The sequence below is a fragment of the Clostridium cavendishii DSM 21758 genome, from assembly GCF_900141845.1.
GTDB lineage: Bacteria > Bacillota > Clostridia > Clostridiales > Clostridiaceae > Clostridium_AG > Clostridium_AG cavendishii.
Genome location: NZ_FQZB01000012.1, coordinates 236,431 through 255,088 on the forward strand (window position 1 = coordinate 236,431; position 18,658 = coordinate 255,088).

Sequence of the window (18,658 nt, forward strand, 5' to 3'; positions counted from 1 at the left end):
TAAATATTAATATAGTTGTCTAGTTATCTATGTTAATATTTATAAAGAGCTAATTTAAAGTTTAAAACTCATAACTCTATTTATAGTATTTAACTCCTGATTCAAATATTTTTTGATCAAAATTTCCTTCTATATTTTTATAAAGTCCATAACCTATTCTTTCAGAATGAGCCATTTTACCTAAAACTCTTCCATCTGGACTTGTTATTCCTTCTATTGCAAGCATTGAACCATTTGGATTAAATGGCATATTTAAAGTAGGTACTCCTTCTTCATTTACATATTGAGTTGCTATTTGACCACTAATTTCTAACTGTTTAAGCACCTCTTCTGTAGCTACAAATCTTCCTTCACCATGTGAAATTGGCACAGTGTGAATATCTCCAAGCTCTACTCCATTGAACCAAGGTGATAACTTTGAAGTTATTTTAGTTTTAACCATAGAACTCATGTGTCTGTCTATATTGTTATAAGTAAGAGTAGGCATATTTTCGTTAATATCAACAATTTCCCCATATGTTACAAGTCCAAGCTTTACAAGTGCTTGAAAGCCATTACAAATTCCTAGCATAAGTCCATCTCTATTTTTTAATAAATCCATAACTGCATCTTTAATTCTTTCATTTCTAAATACAGTAGCTATAAATTTTCCAGATCCATCTGGTTCATCTCCAGCTGAAAATCCACCCGGTAACATTATTATTTGAGAGGTTCTTATATCTTTTTCTAGTTCTATTATTGATCCTTCTAAAGCTTCTTTTGTTATATTCTTAAATACAAATTGTTTAGTTTCTCCACCAGCTTTTCTAAATGCCCTTTCTATGTCATATTCACAGTTTGTTCCTGAAAATACCGGAATAATAACTCTAGGTTTAGCTAATTTAATCATTGGCGAAACCTTTTTATCTATATTAGAGCAAATTAGTCTAACCTTTTCTTTTACATCATCAGTCTTTATAGTAAATACACTATCTAATTTACTTTCCCAAATATTTATCAAATCATCAATTGCTAAAATTTCACCTAATACTTCTATTTCTTTCTCTTCTATTGTTTCTCCAATAATCTTTATATTTGCCCCTGCAAATTCCTGTTCTATATTGATTCCTGCCTTAACTTCAACTAATAAAGAACCATAATTCACTTCAAAAATCTCATCCTTGCTTAAATTATCTATTTTTGCACCTATTTTATTACCAAAGCTCATTTTAGATATTGCTTCACATAAGCCTCCAAATTTAATTGAAAAAGCTGATATTATCTTTTTTTCTTCTATAAGCTTTGAAACTATATTAAGATTATTCTTAAACATTTCAATATCTAACGTTTCATCCTCATGTCTTAAAGCCTTCACATGTACAAGCTTTGAACCAATTGACTTAAATTCAGGTGATATAACATTATTTACATGTGCAGCTTCTACTGCAAAAGCTACCAAAGTAGGTGGAACATCTAAATTTCCAAAGCTTCCTGACATAGAGTCTTTGCCACCAATTGCAGGTATCTCTAATACTCTTTGTGCTTCGTAAGCTCCAAGTAATGCTGCTAGGGGTTTGCCCCATCTTGTTCCTTCTTTATATAATTTTTCAAAATACTCCTGAAGTGTAAGTCTTATACCTCGAAGTTTACCACCTGATGCTATTATTTTTGTAACAGATTCAATTATGCTATAATATGCTCCATGATAAGGGCTCCAAATTGCCAAATTAGGATTAAATCCATAACTCATAAGTGTACATGTTTTACTTTCTCCATTTAAAACTGGAATTTTAGCTGCCATTGCTTCTGCTGGTGTCAAATTATACTTGCCACCAAATGGCATAAGAACCGTTCCTGCACCTATAGTAGAATCAAATCTTTCTACAAGCCCCTTTTGAGAAGCAACATTTAAATCTTTTAAAGTTGCAAACCAAGCTTTTTTAAGTTCTTCATTTACTTTTTTATTAAAGAAGGTATCTTCTGTAGAAGGTGCTTTAACAAATGCTTCTGTATATTGAGTTGCTCCATTGGTATCTAAAAAATCTCTCTTTAAATCTACAATGACGTTACCTCTCCAAAACATTCTCATTCTATCTGTATCAGTAACTTCTGCAACTACTATTGCCTCTAAATTTTCTTCCTTAGCTAATTCTATAAACTTTTTTGCATTTTCTTTAGATACTACAACTGCCATTCTCTCTTGAGATTCTGAAATAGCAAGCTCCGTTCCATCTAAACCTTCATATTTTTTAGAAACTAAATCGAGATTTATGTCTAATGATCTGCAAAGCTCCCCTATAGCAACCGAAACACCGCCAGCACCAAAATCATTACATCTTTTTATCATTGTTGAAACTTTATTATTTCTAAATAATCTTTGTAATTTTCTTTCTGTTGGAGCATTACCCTTTTGTACTTCTGCACCACATTCAAGAATAGAATCTTCTGTATGTTCTTTTGATGAACCTGTTGCTCCACCACAGCCATCTCTACCAGTTCTTCCTCCAAGTAAGATTATCTTATCTCCAAATTTAGGAGTTTCCCTAACTACATTCTTCTTAGGTGCTGCTGCAATAACAGCTCCTATTTCCATTCTTTTAGCAACATATCCTTCATGATATATTTCACTTACTTGTCCAGTTGCAAGACCTATTTGATTTCCATATGAACTATAACCATGAGCAGCTCCCAAAGTTATCTTCCTTTGTGGTAATTTACCATTAAGAGTTTCAGAAATTGGCTTGGTTATATCTCCACTTCCTGTAACTCTCATAGCCTGATAAACATAGGTTCTTCCTGATAGCGGATCTCTTATTGCTCCACCCAAACAAGTAGCTGCACCTCCAAAAGGTTCTATTTCTGTTGGATGATTATGTGTTTCATTTTTAAACATAACTAAATAATCTTCATAACCTTTGTCTGTCTCAACCTTAACATTTATTGAACAGGCATTTATTTCTTCTGAAATATCTAAATCTTCTAAAATCCCTCTTTTTCGCATTTCCTTCATAGATATAACTGCAATGTCCATGAAAGTCATAGGCTTTTCCTTTTCAGCATATACAAAACTTCTAGACTCCTTATAATTCTCATAACTTCTTTCTATTGGTTTTGAATATATTCCAGCTTCTATTTCTATATTGGAAAGATTAGTTGAAAAAGTTGTATGTCTACAATGATCCGACCAGTAAGTATCTATAACTTTAATTTCTGTAATAGTAGGATTTCTTTTTTCCTCTAAAAAATAATCTCTAACCATTATTAAATCTTCAAAACTCATAGCAAGACCTAAATCCTTATGTAGCTTGATTATTTCTGAATCTGTTTTTGATATAAAGCCATTTAAAGTTTCAACTTGAGTTGGTATATTTAAAGATGTGTATAGTTCCTTACTTAAAGGATCTACTTCTCTTGAATCTACAGGGTTTATATAATATTTTTTAATCTTTAATAATTCTTCTTTTGAAATGTCACCTTTTAATACTATTATCTTTGCAGTTTTAACAACTATGTCTTGCGCCTTAGTTAAAAGCTTTATACACTCAACTGCTGAATCAGCTCTCATATCATATTGACCTGGAAGATATTCTACAGCAAAAGCTATCTCTTCTTTACTAATAGGAAATTCATCATAATAAACATAGTCCACAGGAGCCTCTGAAAATACAGAGTTTACTGCTTTTTCAAAATCTTCATCAGAAATGTTGCAAGTTAAATATTTATTTATTAACCTAACTCCTTCTAAAGCCGTAACACCCAAATTACTTTTAAAATCCTTTAACAAGCTATTTCCTTCTACATTAAAACCTTGCTTTTTTTCAACATAAAGCGTTCTAATCATAATATCCCTCCAGCTATTTTTTATTTTCACAATCTAAAGCGAATAATATTACTAACTTAAACAAAATAATTCGTGTCTATGTTTTAATGTTACCATTGCAATATTTTCCTGTCAACAATAAAAATAAAAAACGCCATATAATTCGTGTTTAGACGAATTATATGGCGTTTAAAAAATATTATCATTCGTTGATTTCCCTTTTGTAAACTTTTTCTATAGCAGAATCTGCTAATATAGGAGATATATCTACAGTAAAGACATCTTCCATAGAAAAGTTATCAAAATCAATAAGTGTAACGTTCATATTTGGTCTTCCTAATATTTTTACTCCTGTATTTCCTTTAAATATTACAGGTCTAAACTTTATATGATTATATATAACTTTAAGTAAATCATAGAAAACATTATGCTTAACATCCTTTGAAAAACCAAAGTGCTCTATATTTCCAAAACCTAATACTCCAATAGTCATATTCCTTTTTGCTTTATAAGCTAAACTATAACCTACGAAGCTACCTTTTTTAACCTTATGCTTATTAACAGCTTTAGCTTTAAAACTATAAACTTTTTTAAAACCTACTGAAAATCCATCATAACCATAAATAACATTCCCACACCTAACTAAGTTTGTAAAATCTACAGCCTTCCTAACATCTTCTTTTAATAAACCTGATGAATTTAATAAATGAATATTTTGTATGCTATCCTTGTATTTAAGGGTTACCTTCTTAAAGCTCTCTATTTGTTTTAAAGTATATTTTACATCCTTAGTATTATGTAAATGACTATATATACCATCTATTATTATATTTTTAAAATTAGAATTTATATTTTCTATAACCTTATCTAAATTTTCGAGTTTAATTCCCATTCTACTCATGCCTGTATCTACATAAATATGAATTTTATATGTTTTTTCCTTATCTAAACTTTCTAATAATTCTTCATTATCCACTGTATAAATTAAATTTTCCATATCTACGGCAAAATCTTCTTTACTAACTAATGGACTTAAAAGCAAAATTTCTTTCTCTGTATTAATTCTTCTTGCTTCAGTTAAATCAGCTACAGCAAAATAGTCTACCTTGTCCTCCAAAAATTCAGCTATTTTTTCAATACCAAGCCCATATGCGTTCCCTTTTAAAACTGCCATAAATTTTTTCTTATTTGAAAGTCCTTTAATTAAATCCACATTATGTTGTATCTTATCTAAATCTACTTCACACCAAAAATTTTTCATTCTCTTTTCCTTTCCTATAAGTTACTTCTCTTTGACTCTATCCAAATTAATAAGCCAACAAATACAATTAAAATTATTATTTTTATAGCCATATATCCCTCCAAAATCCCCTAAAAACAATATATTTCTATATTATAAAGTAAACTCCTACTCATTACATTCGTATGAGTACTCTTAAAGAGTAAGCTCCATTAACTAAAAATTTATAATGTCACTTAGCTTCAAATAACCAAATTAAAATTTGGATTCTCGCTTAAATGAAACTCCCATTCACTATCGTTCATATGAGTAAGTTCAAATAACCAAATTAAAATTTGGATTCTCACTTATAAGTAATTATATCATCTTTTTTACATAATAATCATTAAATTTATTGATTTTCTTTTACTATACATTTAATATTAAAATTGTACTTTTACCCTAATAGTTAAAATCTTTCCATGACATAATGGATATAAAATCTTCAAAACACAAATACTAAAAGAGGAAAAGTATATAGAATTTTATAAATGGAGTTGATTATATGGATTTTATTAAGGTAGGCGCAGCTTGCCCAAAATTAAAGGTTTGTGATGTTAAATATAATGTAGAACAAATTATATCTCTTATAGATGAAGCTCATAAAAATGAAACTAAATTTTTAGTTTTTCCAGAACTTTGTACAACATCCTATACTTCTGCTGATCTCTTTACTCAAAGCACTCTTTTAGAGGCATCAGATGATGGTATTAAAGATATATTAAAATATTCTAAAGGTCTGGATATGCTAATTGCAATAGGCGCACCTCTCCTTCATAACTATACATTATATAATTGTGCTTATATAATATTTGAAGGTGAATTACTTGGTATAGTTCCAAAAAGTTATATACCAAATTATACTGAATTTTATGAAAAGAGATGGTTTACCGAAGGACACTCTATAAAAGATACATATATAGAATTTAACTCTCAAAAAGATATTCCTTTTGGTGTAGATCTTATATTTAAAAGCGGCGATTTTAAATTTGGCTTTGAAATTTGCGAAGATTTATGGACTACAATACCGCCTAGTTCTTATTTAGCACTAGCTGGTGCAAATATAATAGGTAATCTGTCTGCCTCAAACGAATTGGTTTCTAAAAGTGATTACAGAAGAAGTCTTGTCCAGAATCAAAGCGCTAGATGTTTAAGTGCATATGTATACGCATCTGCTGGTGTACATGAATCTACCACAGATCTATTATTTAGTGGTCATATGATGATTTCTGAAAACGGCTCAATATTGAGGGAAAATTCTAGATTTCAAAGAGAAAATGAAATAATTTATTCTTTAATAGATGTATTTAAACTTAATTCTGAGCGAATGAAAAATGTAAGCTTTAGAGACTCTATAAAGCTTTTACCTTTTACATCTAGAGAAATAAATTTTACATTAAAAGATTTAAACATAACAACCTTTAATAGATTTATAGATAAACACCCTTTTGTTCCTAGCAATTTAAAACTTAGAGAAGAACGTTCAATGGAGATTTTTAACATTCAAACCTCGGCTCTAGCAAAACGTTTTGAGCACACTAGCTCTCAAAAAGCTATTATTGGCATTTCTGGAGGACTAGATTCAACATTAGCTCTTTTAGTCATTGTTAAAACATTTGATATGCTTAAAATACCAAGAAAGAACATAGTAACCATAACTATGCCAGGATTTGGCACTACAGATAGAACCTATAATAATGCTTTAACATTGTGTAAAGAACTTGGATGTGATCTTAGAGAAATAAACATAGTTGACGCAGCTCTTCAACATTTTAAAGATATTGGTCATGATAAAAATATACATGATGTAACTTATGAAAATGTTCAAGCAAGAGAAAGAACGCAAATTCTTATGGATATTGCAAATAAAGAAGGGGGACTTCTTATAGGAACGGGTGATCTTTCAGAACTTGCTCTTGGTTGGTGCACATATAATGGAGATCATATGAGTATGTATTCTGTAAATTGCTCCATCCCAAAAACGCTGGTTAGATATTTAGTTAAATATGTAGCTGAAAAAGAAAGTACTAAAGAAGTATCTAATACGCTTCTTGATATTTTAGATACTCCAGTAAGTCCTGAACTGCTTCCAAAAGATAAAAATGGAGAAATAGCACAAAAAACTGAAGATATAGTAGGGCCTTATGAATTACATGATTTCTTCTTATATCATTTTATAAGACATGGTTCAAGTAAAGAACGTATATTATTTTTAGCATTAGAAGCTTTTAAATCAGATTATGATAAAGAAACTATAGAAAAATGGCTAGATAAATTTCTAAGACGTTTCTTCACCCAACAATTTAAACGTTCTGCGCTTCCAGACGGTCCTAAAGTAGGAACTATTTCTTTATCTCCTAGAGGTGATTTAAGAATGCCATCTGATGCAAGCTTTAACCTTTGGATAAATTAATTCTTTCTTATAAAAAAATTAAATCTTATTTAGATTATAAAAGAGATAGCAATTTAACTATTGCTATCTCTTTCTATTAATCTTTTTGATTTTCAATCCTTTAAATATATTATTTTCTAATGCTAGTGTAAAACATAATTAATCACATAATAGCTTTTTCCCATTTTTAGCAATTATAATACCTATAATATTTACACTTAATATACAACTAAACCAAATCATATTCACAGTTATATTTGTTGATATTAAAAAACCTATAATATATGAATATATATGAAACAATAAAGTTCCTATTAAAGGACTAAACAATATTAAGCCTATCACTATAAATATTTTATTATCTATATTATCATTCATATTTTATCACCTCTAAAACATATCTAGTGTACAAGTTAGTACACTAGATTTTAAAACTTTTCTTTCTAAAACCTATTACTACAAAAATCCTTTTTAAAAAATATTTAAGATTATTTCAATTTATATAGAGTTAATTAAAAGTTATTTTAATATTTGAATAATAATCTAAAAAATAGGCAGAAATTTTTTCATACTTCCCCTAATATTTTCTAATTTATCATATTTAATTATTATATAATTAAGTATAATAATATCAGTATTGTTAACAAATATTAAACTATTAAAAACTGCCACTAAATTGTTTCGCCATGATATAAAACAGACTATGAAACCATATAGTCACTTTACTGATAATATGCTTCAAAATGCTACTAATCTAATAAATAAAATTTTTTAATCTTATTTTATGCCGAATTTATGCCGTTTAGTGTTTTAGAGAAAGCAAAAGTCCTCACAACTTAGTAATTGCAAGGACTCAAAGGCTTAATGCCAATTATTCATAACGTTATCCCACATCATATAAATATATGATTAAACTTCATATATTATAATCTAAACTGTAGTATTTAAGCCAATTTATAATTTCTTTAGTGATTTATTATATCTAAAATCTAGCTTAATATGCTAATAGTTTTTGACGATTTTTTGACGGCAAAAATTGTATTAATCTTCATTACTTTAATAATGATTTAAAAAATATAACTATTATTTATATAAATAATAGTTATATTTCAGTTTTATAAATACTTATAATTATTATTTTTCCCAACTTCTTTCCTTCTCTTTAATCCTATTTATTTAAAACTTAATATTTTATATGTTCCTAATATTGAATTTGCATTTACCAAAAGCATCTCTACCTCTTTTTTTATAAATAATCTATAATTCTCTATGCTCTTTACTAATTTTCTCTAGCCAATTATCTAGCATATCTTTATTAATTAAAACCTTAACTCCAACTTTAAAGAACGGGAAATCTGTATCTACTTTATTAACTAACTCTCTTATTTTATCTTTACTTATATTCATAAGTTCGGAACATTCTGCTACTGTTAAAGTTACCTTTTTAGATGATTTTATTTCAGTAAGTATTTCTTGTAAAAGTTTTTCTTCCATAATTTACTTCACCACCTTATATAACTATTTAAAAATTTGTTCATAAAACATTATTCCCCTTTGACAGTCATTTTAGAAATTTTGCATTATTTCTTTATTGTTACATACTTCTCGATTTCACTCTTCAATTATCTTCATTAGTCACTTAATAATTCTTTATTTAGAATTACTCTTAAATCTTTAACTGTAAATAATCTTTCATCCATAATAAAATCAATTAAATCAAATATTTTTCTATATTTTCAATCGGTATATAACATATTTGATTATCTTCTATTAATTTAACTCTATAAAATGCATCTTTTTCAATACAAATTATTTTTCCAATCTTATTATGTATTTTTACATCTTTATTTATTAAAATTGATTCATAGCTACATTTACTATTTAATTTTTCAATATCAACCACAAACTTATATTGGTAATTATGGTTAGATTCTAAAATACATTCTACTATCCCACAAAGTTCTTTCAAATTTTTCTCATTTTCTTCTTCTGTTAAATTAGGTTCGTAAATTATTATTTCTCCCATATTCGATTACCTCTTTCTAAATTTTAATTAGCCTTATATAAAAATAATATATAATGTATTGAATCAGCTATACATTATTTCATCCAAGAGTCTATCAAAAAGGTAGCTAATGAATTGGATACCTCAGTATATTCTTCATCCTTAATTTTATTATAATCTATTTATTAGTTTTCCCAGTGATAATCATTGTTTTTATGCACCCTAATTTTAATCTTATTTTTAACTCCCGTATACTCTGCCTTATCTTCATTTGTAATATTGGTATATTTTCGCATTTTATATTGGGTTATATTTTTTCTAAGGTGTAATAATATTTATACTTTTATTTATAAATTTTTATAAAAATAAAAAGGCACCAAATTTAAAAATTGGCACCATAAATACATAATACAGTAAAACCATCCTTAACTATCATAGAATAATTATTTTTTTTAGTTTAAAACTAATATTACAAAAAATTAATAATATTCTAATCAATATTATTAGAAAGGAGATTTTACATATGAAAATTTTAAATATTAAGATTTTAAAAGTTATAATTACTAAACTTTTATGTTTAATATCTAATGAATATAAATTAATATTTATTAAGTCTAATCTAATTGTTATTAATATTCAAGTTACTATTATTAATAACATAATTAAATTTTAAATAATTTATCTTAATAAGGAATCTGTTGTTAGGTTCCTTATTTTTTAGCTTTTAGATACTTTGTTTATAATTTTTAATAATTGTTTAAATATATTTTTAATTGTCAACATTCATTTTTAATATTTTATATCTTCTAATCATAGTATGTTTAATTTATAAAATTTTATTTATAAATTTTAATAAATTATTTTAATTATTTTTTCTTTAAATTATTAATGTTACTTGAAGTAAGATTTCAATATATTTTTGAATCAAATAGTAGTGTTTAATAATTTTTTATAAATTGTTTTATATATGATTTAATAAATAATCTTCATTTATAACACTTAGAATCGTCTATATTTTCTAATATTTTGAATGTAGAAAATTAATTAGAACTTATATATACATTAAAATTCATTAACCTAATTATAATATATTTATTTTTATTAAATTTATTTATTATTTTTAATAACTTTTTTCACATTACTAATTATTTTTAATATTTTTATTTTTAGTTATCTCTGAAAAAATATATCCTAACATAAATAAGTCCAATAGTTTTCCTGAAAAAAATTGAATTATTGGTATTTTCCCAAACTCTATATCACTTGGATAATTATAAAAAGACTTCATCCCAAATTTAATTAAATTTTTTATCATCCCAATAATATCTTTTTTTTCAATAAACTCTTTTATTATTAAATTATAATTTGAATTAATATTGGCATAATAAAACCCAAATATTAAACTACAAAATAATATAGTTATAAGATAAATTGGTATAGAAAAAAATATTTTTAATATTTTATTATTTAAAATTTTTAATATTAGAATTAAAAAAATTGCCGCTATTAAAATAGTAATTAATCCAAAAACAATGAAATATTTAATTTCATTCAAATATATTTTACCATTTTCAATAAAAAACCAGAAACTAACCATAAAAGCAACTGACATTAAAAAATATAAATATATGACTTTTTCTATAGTAAATATACTACTATTATCTTTATTAGGCCATAATAAGCATAACATCACAAATATGATAAAAAACACTGTTGTTACTAATGACAAAATATTATTATATGTATATATATTAATATGATTCAATATATACATTAATATAGCAAATCCAAATGAGCTAGATGCTGCTATAATTATGGTTATCATTAAAAGATTTGCTTTATTAAAAAATTCATTGATTCTTATTTTTATATTTTTATATTTAATTTTTTTGATATTTTTTAATAAAAATATTATTTTTCTTTTTACATCTGTTCTCAAATTTTTAAATTTAATCTTAAGTTGTTTTATTTTTTGAAAAATTAAATACAAGAATCGTACAATAGCTATTTTTAATATATATACCAAAAATAAAAGTAATATTATATAAAATATGCAACCCATAACAAAAACCTTTCTATCTTAAAAGTGCCAACTTAAGAAGCTGACACTTTCTAATTTTATTTTATACAATCGTTACATGGATCTGTCTTAGGACAACTTGATGCTGGTCCGGATAATATGTTTTTACTTCTTGATAAAGCCACACAATTACTTCTACAATGATAAGATTTCCCCTTACTAACCCAATAAACTATTTTATTATCTTTTGCAGGTTCATTTGTAGTTACATCTTTAGCACTAGAGTTACCAAATGAACTATTAGAAGTGTTAGCAGTGTTAGAATTATTACTTTTGCTTACATTGGAATTACTATTATCAGTGCTTGTTGTTTTTTCTGTATCCTTAGTACTTTGACTTTCAATATTTTTCTTAGCTTCTTCTGCTTCTTTTTCTTTCTTAGTATTTTCAGCTATTTTAGCTGATTCCTCAAGTGCTTTTTTAGCTTTTTCTTCATTTTCTTTATCTTCTTTAGCCTTTTCTTCTTTAGCTCTTGTTTCTTTCTCTTTTGCCTTATCTTCTTCTACTTGTTTTTCAGCCTTTAACTTTTCTTGAGCTAGTTGTATTTCTTTTGCCTCTTTAGGATCATAAATTAATCCTCCAAAACCTATAAATAAAGTAAATATAGCTATTAGTCCTGTAGAAATACCCTTTAATAAAATGTGCTTAGATTTAAATTTATCATTTTTCTTAAATAAATAAAATAATACACCGAATCCTCCAATTAGAGTTATAGCTCCTCCAAGCTTTGAGGAAATAAAAAATAAAGAAATATATATAATTATTGCTACTGGTATTATAAATACCTTCTTTTTTAAGAAATTCATAGTATGTCCCCCTTAAATTTTCTCTCTACCTTATATTACTACAAAAATTTCCAAAATCCTTTTTTAAAATATTTAAACTTATTACAATTTCTATAGAGTTAATTAAGAATTACTTTAAGATTTTTATATTTTTTATTACATCAAAACCTTTGTCTGTATCTAATATTAGTGAATTTTTATCTGCCCTAATTAACCAAAAGGCCATTAATAAATCACCTGTACTTCCCAATAGATTAATATAAAATATTAATCCACCTACTATTGGTATAAATAAAGATATAACAGATATTAATGTTACTGGCGCTAATAATACTATAGTAAATTCTATAACTGTTAATCTAATTCCTGTAGTTTCTTTTGTATAGGCAAATATACCTTTAAATCCTATTTTAAATTTACCACCAAACATTTTATAAGCTAATCCATGTATTAGTTCGTGGGCTATTGTATTGATGACTGATATTACTAATAGCATTAAATAATACTTTAAAACTACATGAGATTGAAATAATTCAATTATATCAGCATTAATTTTTATTATTGTATCCATTTGTAGAACAACTATTATACAAGCTATAACAAGGCACAATATATGCGTTTTCTTTGTAATTATAAAAGACATGTCCAACACCTCCTAATTGAAGTATTGACATGTCTTTTCGCTTTTAAACTTTTATCTATTAATATTATAAGTTCTTTGGGTTTTTATAACACCAATTAGAATCAAATGGAAGTTTACTTAATCTTTCCATATCTTCAAAATTAAACGCATAATCATCCTCAAACCAAAAATAATCATTAGGATTTAATTTTAAATATTCATATACAAATTTAAAAGCAAGTTCTTCATAATCTCGTACATTATCTATATATGCAATATTGTGTAATTTTTTATCTTTTTCAACCCAATCAAACTCTGTATCTTTATATTCTATATGCTTTTCCTCAATTGATTCTATCCAAAAATTAAAGGTTTCTGAATTATCTTTATATAATGGATATTTAGATATTGTCATTTCTACTGCTTTAAAACTTCCATCTTCCCTATAGCGCGTTCTATTACCAAATACTAAATTTATATCAGCTTTAAATACAGAAATGATTATATCAGACAAAAGCTTTTCAACTGAGTATTCTAATCTACTTTTTAATATAAACCCCATCGTACTCATTATTTTAACATCCTCCCTAACTCCTCTAAAGAATTAACAACTTCTACTCCTTTTGATTTTAAGTTTGCTATTATTTCAGTATTATATTTATTCATTTCTATTGTTTCTTTTACATATAATATAACTTTTTTCTTTGCATAATTAAAAAAGTTTGGGTCTTCATCATTTATATATTTCTCTATTTGAGTTTCTTTAAATGAACTCATACTTTTCTTAACTTCTATAAGCTCATCCTCAGTAGCTACATCAATATCACCAGCATTTTCTCCAGTAGTCAAATTTTTCACTTTATCTCCAAATGATGTGACATCTTTCTTGCTATTTACATATTCCCCAACTTCTCCTTCCACCTGTTCACCATCATTTTTCGGATTATTCTTCTTAGCATCTATTGAACCTTTTACTGTATTTTTAGCTTTGCCATTAATTCTTACTTTATTGCCAGCTTTATTTGTATAATCAGTTGCAGTACCTTTCTTTTCAATAGTTCCCGGCTCGGCTTTTTTATGTTTTTTGCTTTCATGTTTAATGGGTACAATATGTGCCCCCTTAATACCATATATTATAATCCCTATACTGGTATCTCCAAAAGCCTTAGTGTTTGTATCATAATATTGACCTATCGTATCCTCAAAGTCTACTAATTCAGTATAATCATTGATTTTATATCCTGTCCCTGCATAGTAATCAAGTAAGAAATCAGCATCTTCAATTAATAAACTTCTAGCTATACCTTTTGCTATATCTGCTTCATATGCCTTTGTCCCTTTTATATGTGCATTTTGTAAAGATTGATTTATTACTACTGGTCTACCATTTATATATCTTTGCACTGTTAATGAATCAGTTGTTGGTTTTATGTTTTCTTGTGCTTCTTCTGTTGTTGAACATCCTTCATTAGTTATACTATCTTTAATATCTTGTAGACTAATAACATTAGTAGGAATATCTTTGTCTGCTACTTGTCTGATAGCTGGTATATCTTTTGGTATTGTAGTTGGTGGATTTTTCACCCATTCATGAAATTTACTCATTGGAATAGCTACAGAACCTGTTGAAGGTAAAGATTTGACTCCTTCTGAAACAGGGTCAGCACAAACAGAACTATTAAGTAAACCAGAAGAAATAACAGGAGAAGAATTTCCAAAAGTAGCAGAACCATTAACATCATGAAAAACTGTATCGTGATAAGATTTATTAGCACGAAATAAAACAACATAGACCCTATCAGTACCATTATAAGTGATCGTATCTTTCGTTGTAGAAACAGACATTTTAGAATTATCATAAACTGTAATACTATAACAACCACTAGAAACATCATTTAAAACATACGAATTGTATCTATCTGGTAATCTTCTAGATGCTAAATCAAAGTCAGTAATATTAATACTGTTAGGAGCAGTAGCATCTTGATAAGCTTTCTTTAACATCTGTATAGCAGTTTGAGTCATATAAATTTCTTTTTTTGTATTATCAATAACCACATTTTTCATAAAAACTGCATCATCTTTAAGTTCAATAGCTTTATTTTTACAATCTCTTCCTACAGACCCCCAGTCTATCTTTTCACCATTAGACATAGAATGAGAGATATTACCCAAGGCTACAGCACTTAAAGCTAAAACAAATATTGCTCCACCTACACTTATTTCAATAGCATCATCAACTCCTGCAACAGCTTTAACTTCTTTATTTTCTCCTATGTATTTATTATTAAATTGTGTAGGTAAAGCATATGTACCTATAAGACTAATGAAAAAGAAAATTGTAAATACAAATGTAAAATGTTTTAATTTATTATACATTTTGATTTTCCCCCTTTAAAATTAAAATCATTTACTATTTTAACATATTATTTACAATTATGTAATTATAATCTTAATATTGATATATAAAACACAAGGATAATGATTATTTCCTAACTTTATGGGTTTCAATAACTATAATATAAAACATAATAAGTAAAAGAGTATGCATAAATTAATACGCATACTCTTTTATTTTATTATCTGTAATTATATTTTCTTGGATTATTTCTTTATATCAGTTTCTAATTCTATACTTGTAAATACATCCTTATATTTTTCTGCTACTTCTTCTTTACTCATCTTAGTTATATTAGGATCTTTAATAAGATTGTTAAATTCATCTTTATTCTTAATTAATAAATATGTTAACTTTAATTTTTCTGCTTTCGTATCATTTTTAACAAAATAATGAAGCGTATATTTTCCGTTTGATTTACTTTGAACTTGATCTTCTTGTTTATTTCCTGTAAGTGATATATTACCTTTTAGCTTATAGCCATCTTGTAATTCAGCACCAAAGTTAATTTCACTCAAACTTATTACTTTATCAGTATCATTTTTAGCATCTACATCTACAACAATATCTTTGTAATCAGTAGCTTTAACTACATCGCTTCCATTTGCGAAATACTCTCCATTTTCTTGTGCTACGTTATCCTTTGTTCTATCCCCTTTAACAGGTTCTATCTTTGCGTTAGCTGTTAAAGTAAGGTTGTACACTGTTTTAGTGTTAGCTTCCTTTTTAACATCTTCCTTTTTAGTTTCTTTATTAGAGCTAGTTTCTTTAGCACTTGTGCTACCGCAACCTACTAAAGTAGCTATAGAACATACTAGCATTAATGATATTAACATTTTTTTCATTTCTTCATTCCCCCTCACCTACTTTATATTACCAAAAAAGGATAAAAAAATAAAGCTAGCATCTAAATTAATAGATACTAGCTTTTGACTAAGCTACAGTATTTTGAATTGTAGCTAATTTATTTTTTAATACTTCATTTTCTGCCTGTAGTTGAATATTCATTTGTGCTTGTTGTTTAGCTTTATCTTCTGCAAGAGCTTGTTTACCTTTATTAAATTCTCCTGCTATAGTTTGCCTTAAATAATCCAACTGCTCTTGAGTTAGTCCTGGTACTTTCTTTAATAATAATTCATTAAACATAGCAATCTTAAGTTGTATAGTCTCTCCTATAGCTTCATTTATTCTAAAATGTTCTTCTACTATATTCCATACCTCTAAAGCTGTTTTAACTTGTGCCTCATGATTACCTTGTATAATTTTTTGAGTTGCTTCTTCTTTTTTAGCTTTAATCAACTCTATTACAGCATCTCCTATGGTCTTGATTATAGTTGCTATAATACCTACTATAGTAGTTATTAAAATTGGTACTATTTGATTTAAAAGTTGTTCTTTCATAATATATTCCTTCTTTCTAATTAAAATTTATTGAAATGATCGTTCCAATTAACAAATCCTGATTTTGTTAATCGTCCCTTATCTGTACTATATAAAACATGCAGTTTCCCATTTTCCCTGTATAAAACAGTAGCTGCTTCATACCTTGATAAATTACCTATTCTACTACTTAAATTAGCATTTTGATAAACATTTTCTATAGTACTTCCATTTTTGTATTGATTCTTATAAAAATAACTAATACAATTAGTTGCATTTCTTATCCATGCAGTTTTAACTCCATTTGGAGTAGGATATTGCACTTTAACTAATTGCTTAGAATATGAAACATCTAATATAGTAACTTTGTCTCCTATATTTACCCTACCTGGTACTACATCTCCATTTTCATTTCTTGTATAGAAAAGGTCATTTACTATCTGAGCATTATTTGCATAAGTAAACCCATTTGAAGGCTTAACATCTACTGGCTTACTTTCTTCTTTAGGACTAGTTATATTTATACTTTGTCCATTAATAGCTCTTTGAATGTCATTGCACAACTGACTCCATGACTTACCATATTGAGAAAGAAATGCGTAAGGATCTTGATGGTCTGTTTGATGATAAGCATCTGATATATACTTATGGCTATATATATTAGCATTTGCATTCCATCCATGTTCTTTACATATTTGTGCTGCTAGCTCTACTGTATTCTTATATACTTCTTCAAATGCTTCTTGGTCCCCATTTTTAGGATTACACATCTCTATACTAAGATAATTTCTATTTGCATAACCACCAGCGTGCCATGCCTGTTCGTTACTCGGAATAGTCTGTATTACTCCATTCCAATCCACAAAATAATGCGCCGAAGCTCCTACATATACCCTATTGAAGTAATCCCTGTTATTTTGTGCTGTTGCTCCTGCATTACAAGTATCGTGGATTATAATTCCTATAGGATTTAAGCTTCTATAACTTCGGTTATTATTAATAAGTTGCTGATTAACTGGTACTGCCTGTACCATAATTGAAGAAAAAGAAAAAGTAGCTACTAGAGCTACTAACAATGATAAGATTTTAAATTGTTTTTTCAATATTCCCATCTCCCTTTTATTTTTTAAATATATGATTTTTAATTTCTTTAACATCACATTGAACATTCTCAACTATATTGAAATTTTCACTTAGTTTATCTAATAAATCTTGGTATCTCTTTTCCCTTTCTCCTGTAGTTTTTAAAACGTACAGGAGTAGAAAAACAAAAAGTCCATATCCTAGCCCTTGATTTACCGCTGCTTCTAATAATCCATTCATGTTACACCTACCTTTTTCTGATTTTTTATATAAAAAAAGAACTTTCTTATATTGAAAGTTCTTAGTCTCCTAATAATACTTCTCTTATATTTCCTGTTGAATCCTTAAACCATAACTTATTTGGCACAGAGCTTCTAACAAACATGCTATATACTGGTAATCTTAAAGCTAGATCATCAGATGTTGGTTCAAATGTAACAGCTGGTACCTCGATATGGTCTTTATATACGGATAAAACTCTATTATTAATATTTTTAACAGTAAATAATTTATTTCTATCTTCTACTGAAGCTACTTGTATACCAAATTCTGTTTTAGGATTTCCTATAGCAAACTGCCCTGAAGGTTCTACTAGCCACGCAATTTTAGTTTTAGGTTCTCCATCTGGTAATTTTTCAGAAGAATCATTGTACCAACATTCTATAAAATTACCAGTTCCTACGAAATCTGAATTTTTATCATCTCTTCTAATAGGATTCCATGCATTTTTAAGCTTTAATATTGCTCCATTTCCAACATTATCTATTTGTTGGCATACATTATCACTATAGTTATGAATTACTGATGCTATAATACGATCTTTGTAGTAGTTTTC

16 protein-coding genes are annotated in these 18,658 nt (G+C 27.1%); 1 reads left to right on the forward strand and 15 read right to left on the reverse strand.

Annotated features, from left to right (window positions below; genetic code table 11):
* Positions 1-76 precede the first annotated feature (76 nt).
* Both BUB01_RS14845 and BUB01_RS14850 read right to left on the reverse strand, forming a co-directional pair.
* Positions 77-3,820, reverse strand: coding sequence for a phosphoribosylformylglycinamidine synthase (locus BUB01_RS14845; protein WP_072989525.1), 3,744 nt, complete (start codon positions 3,818-3,820; stop codon positions 77-79).
* 181 nt (positions 3,821-4,001) lie between these two features.
* Positions 4,002-5,060, reverse strand: a complete 1,059-nt coding sequence (locus BUB01_RS14850; RefSeq protein ID WP_072989528.1) for an alanine racemase — start codon at positions 5,058-5,060, stop codon at positions 4,002-4,004.
* Positions 5,061-5,583: 523 nt separating this feature from the next.
* Between BUB01_RS14850 and BUB01_RS14855 the strand changes: the two genes are divergently transcribed.
* Positions 5,584-7,491, forward strand: coding sequence for an NAD(+) synthase (locus BUB01_RS14855; RefSeq protein ID WP_072989530.1), 1,908 nt, complete (start codon positions 5,584-5,586; stop codon positions 7,489-7,491).
* Positions 7,492-7,629: 138 nt separating this feature from the next.
* Here BUB01_RS14855 and BUB01_RS14860 read toward each other — a convergent pair whose 3' ends face one another.
* From BUB01_RS14860 to BUB01_RS23275, 13 genes are all read right to left on the reverse strand, one after another.
* Positions 7,630-7,848, reverse strand: a complete 219-nt coding sequence (locus tag BUB01_RS14860; protein WP_072989533.1) for a hypothetical protein — start codon at positions 7,846-7,848, stop codon at positions 7,630-7,632.
* Between the two features lie 879 nt (positions 7,849-8,727).
* Complete coding sequence (locus tag BUB01_RS14865; protein ID WP_072989535.1) at positions 8,728-8,964, reverse strand: excisionase family DNA-binding protein; 237 nt, start codon at positions 8,962-8,964, stop codon at positions 8,728-8,730.
* Positions 8,965-9,181: 217 nt separating this feature from the next.
* Complete coding sequence (locus BUB01_RS14870) at positions 9,182-9,496, reverse strand: hypothetical protein (RefSeq protein WP_072989538.1); 315 nt, start codon at positions 9,494-9,496, stop codon at positions 9,182-9,184.
* A 1,120-nt stretch (positions 9,497-10,616) separates the two neighbouring features.
* Positions 10,617-11,300, reverse strand: coding sequence for a hypothetical protein (locus BUB01_RS14875; RefSeq protein ID WP_207649997.1), 684 nt, complete (start codon positions 11,298-11,300; stop codon positions 10,617-10,619).
* A gap of 293 nt (positions 11,301-11,593) precedes the next feature.
* A complete protein-coding gene (locus BUB01_RS14880; RefSeq protein ID WP_072989542.1) occupies positions 11,594-12,361 on the reverse strand; it encodes a hypothetical protein in 768 nt (255 codons plus the stop codon).
* Positions 12,362-12,470: 109 nt separating this feature from the next.
* The gene (locus BUB01_RS14885) at positions 12,471-12,983 is read right to left on the reverse strand and encodes a DUF3267 domain-containing protein (RefSeq protein ID WP_072989544.1); all 513 of its coding nucleotides are present in this window, start codon (positions 12,981-12,983) and stop codon (positions 12,471-12,473) included.
* 64 nt (positions 12,984-13,047) lie between these two features.
* The gene (locus BUB01_RS14890; RefSeq protein ID WP_072989546.1) at positions 13,048-13,533 is read right to left on the reverse strand and encodes a hypothetical protein; all 486 of its coding nucleotides are present in this window, start codon (positions 13,531-13,533) and stop codon (positions 13,048-13,050) included.
* Positions 13,533-15,341: a polymorphic toxin type 50 domain-containing protein gene (locus BUB01_RS22765; protein WP_084108842.1), complete on the reverse strand. Its 1,809-nt coding sequence runs from the start codon at positions 15,339-15,341 to the stop codon at positions 13,533-13,535. The genes BUB01_RS14890 and BUB01_RS22765 overlap by 1 nt, the downstream gene beginning before the upstream one ends.
* Before the next feature lie 225 nt (positions 15,342-15,566).
* Complete coding sequence (locus BUB01_RS14905) at positions 15,567-16,205, reverse strand: LptM family lipoprotein (protein WP_072989548.1); 639 nt, start codon at positions 16,203-16,205, stop codon at positions 15,567-15,569.
* An 88-nt stretch (positions 16,206-16,293) separates the two neighbouring features.
* On the reverse strand, positions 16,294-16,761 hold the full coding sequence (locus tag BUB01_RS14910) for a hypothetical protein (protein WP_072989550.1): 468 nt from the start codon (positions 16,759-16,761) through the stop codon (positions 16,294-16,296).
* Between the two features lie 20 nt (positions 16,762-16,781).
* Positions 16,782-17,843: a peptidoglycan recognition protein family protein gene (locus BUB01_RS14915; RefSeq protein WP_159433263.1), complete on the reverse strand. Its 1,062-nt coding sequence runs from the start codon at positions 17,841-17,843 to the stop codon at positions 16,782-16,784.
* A 16-nt stretch (positions 17,844-17,859) separates the two neighbouring features.
* A complete protein-coding gene (locus tag BUB01_RS14920; RefSeq protein WP_072989556.1) occupies positions 17,860-18,063 on the reverse strand; it encodes a BhlA/UviB family holin-like peptide in 204 nt (67 codons plus the stop codon).
* Positions 18,064-18,124: 61 nt separating this feature from the next.
* Positions 18,125-18,658: hypothetical protein (locus BUB01_RS23275; protein WP_159433264.1), on the reverse strand; the 534-nt coding region annotated here is incomplete at its 5' end.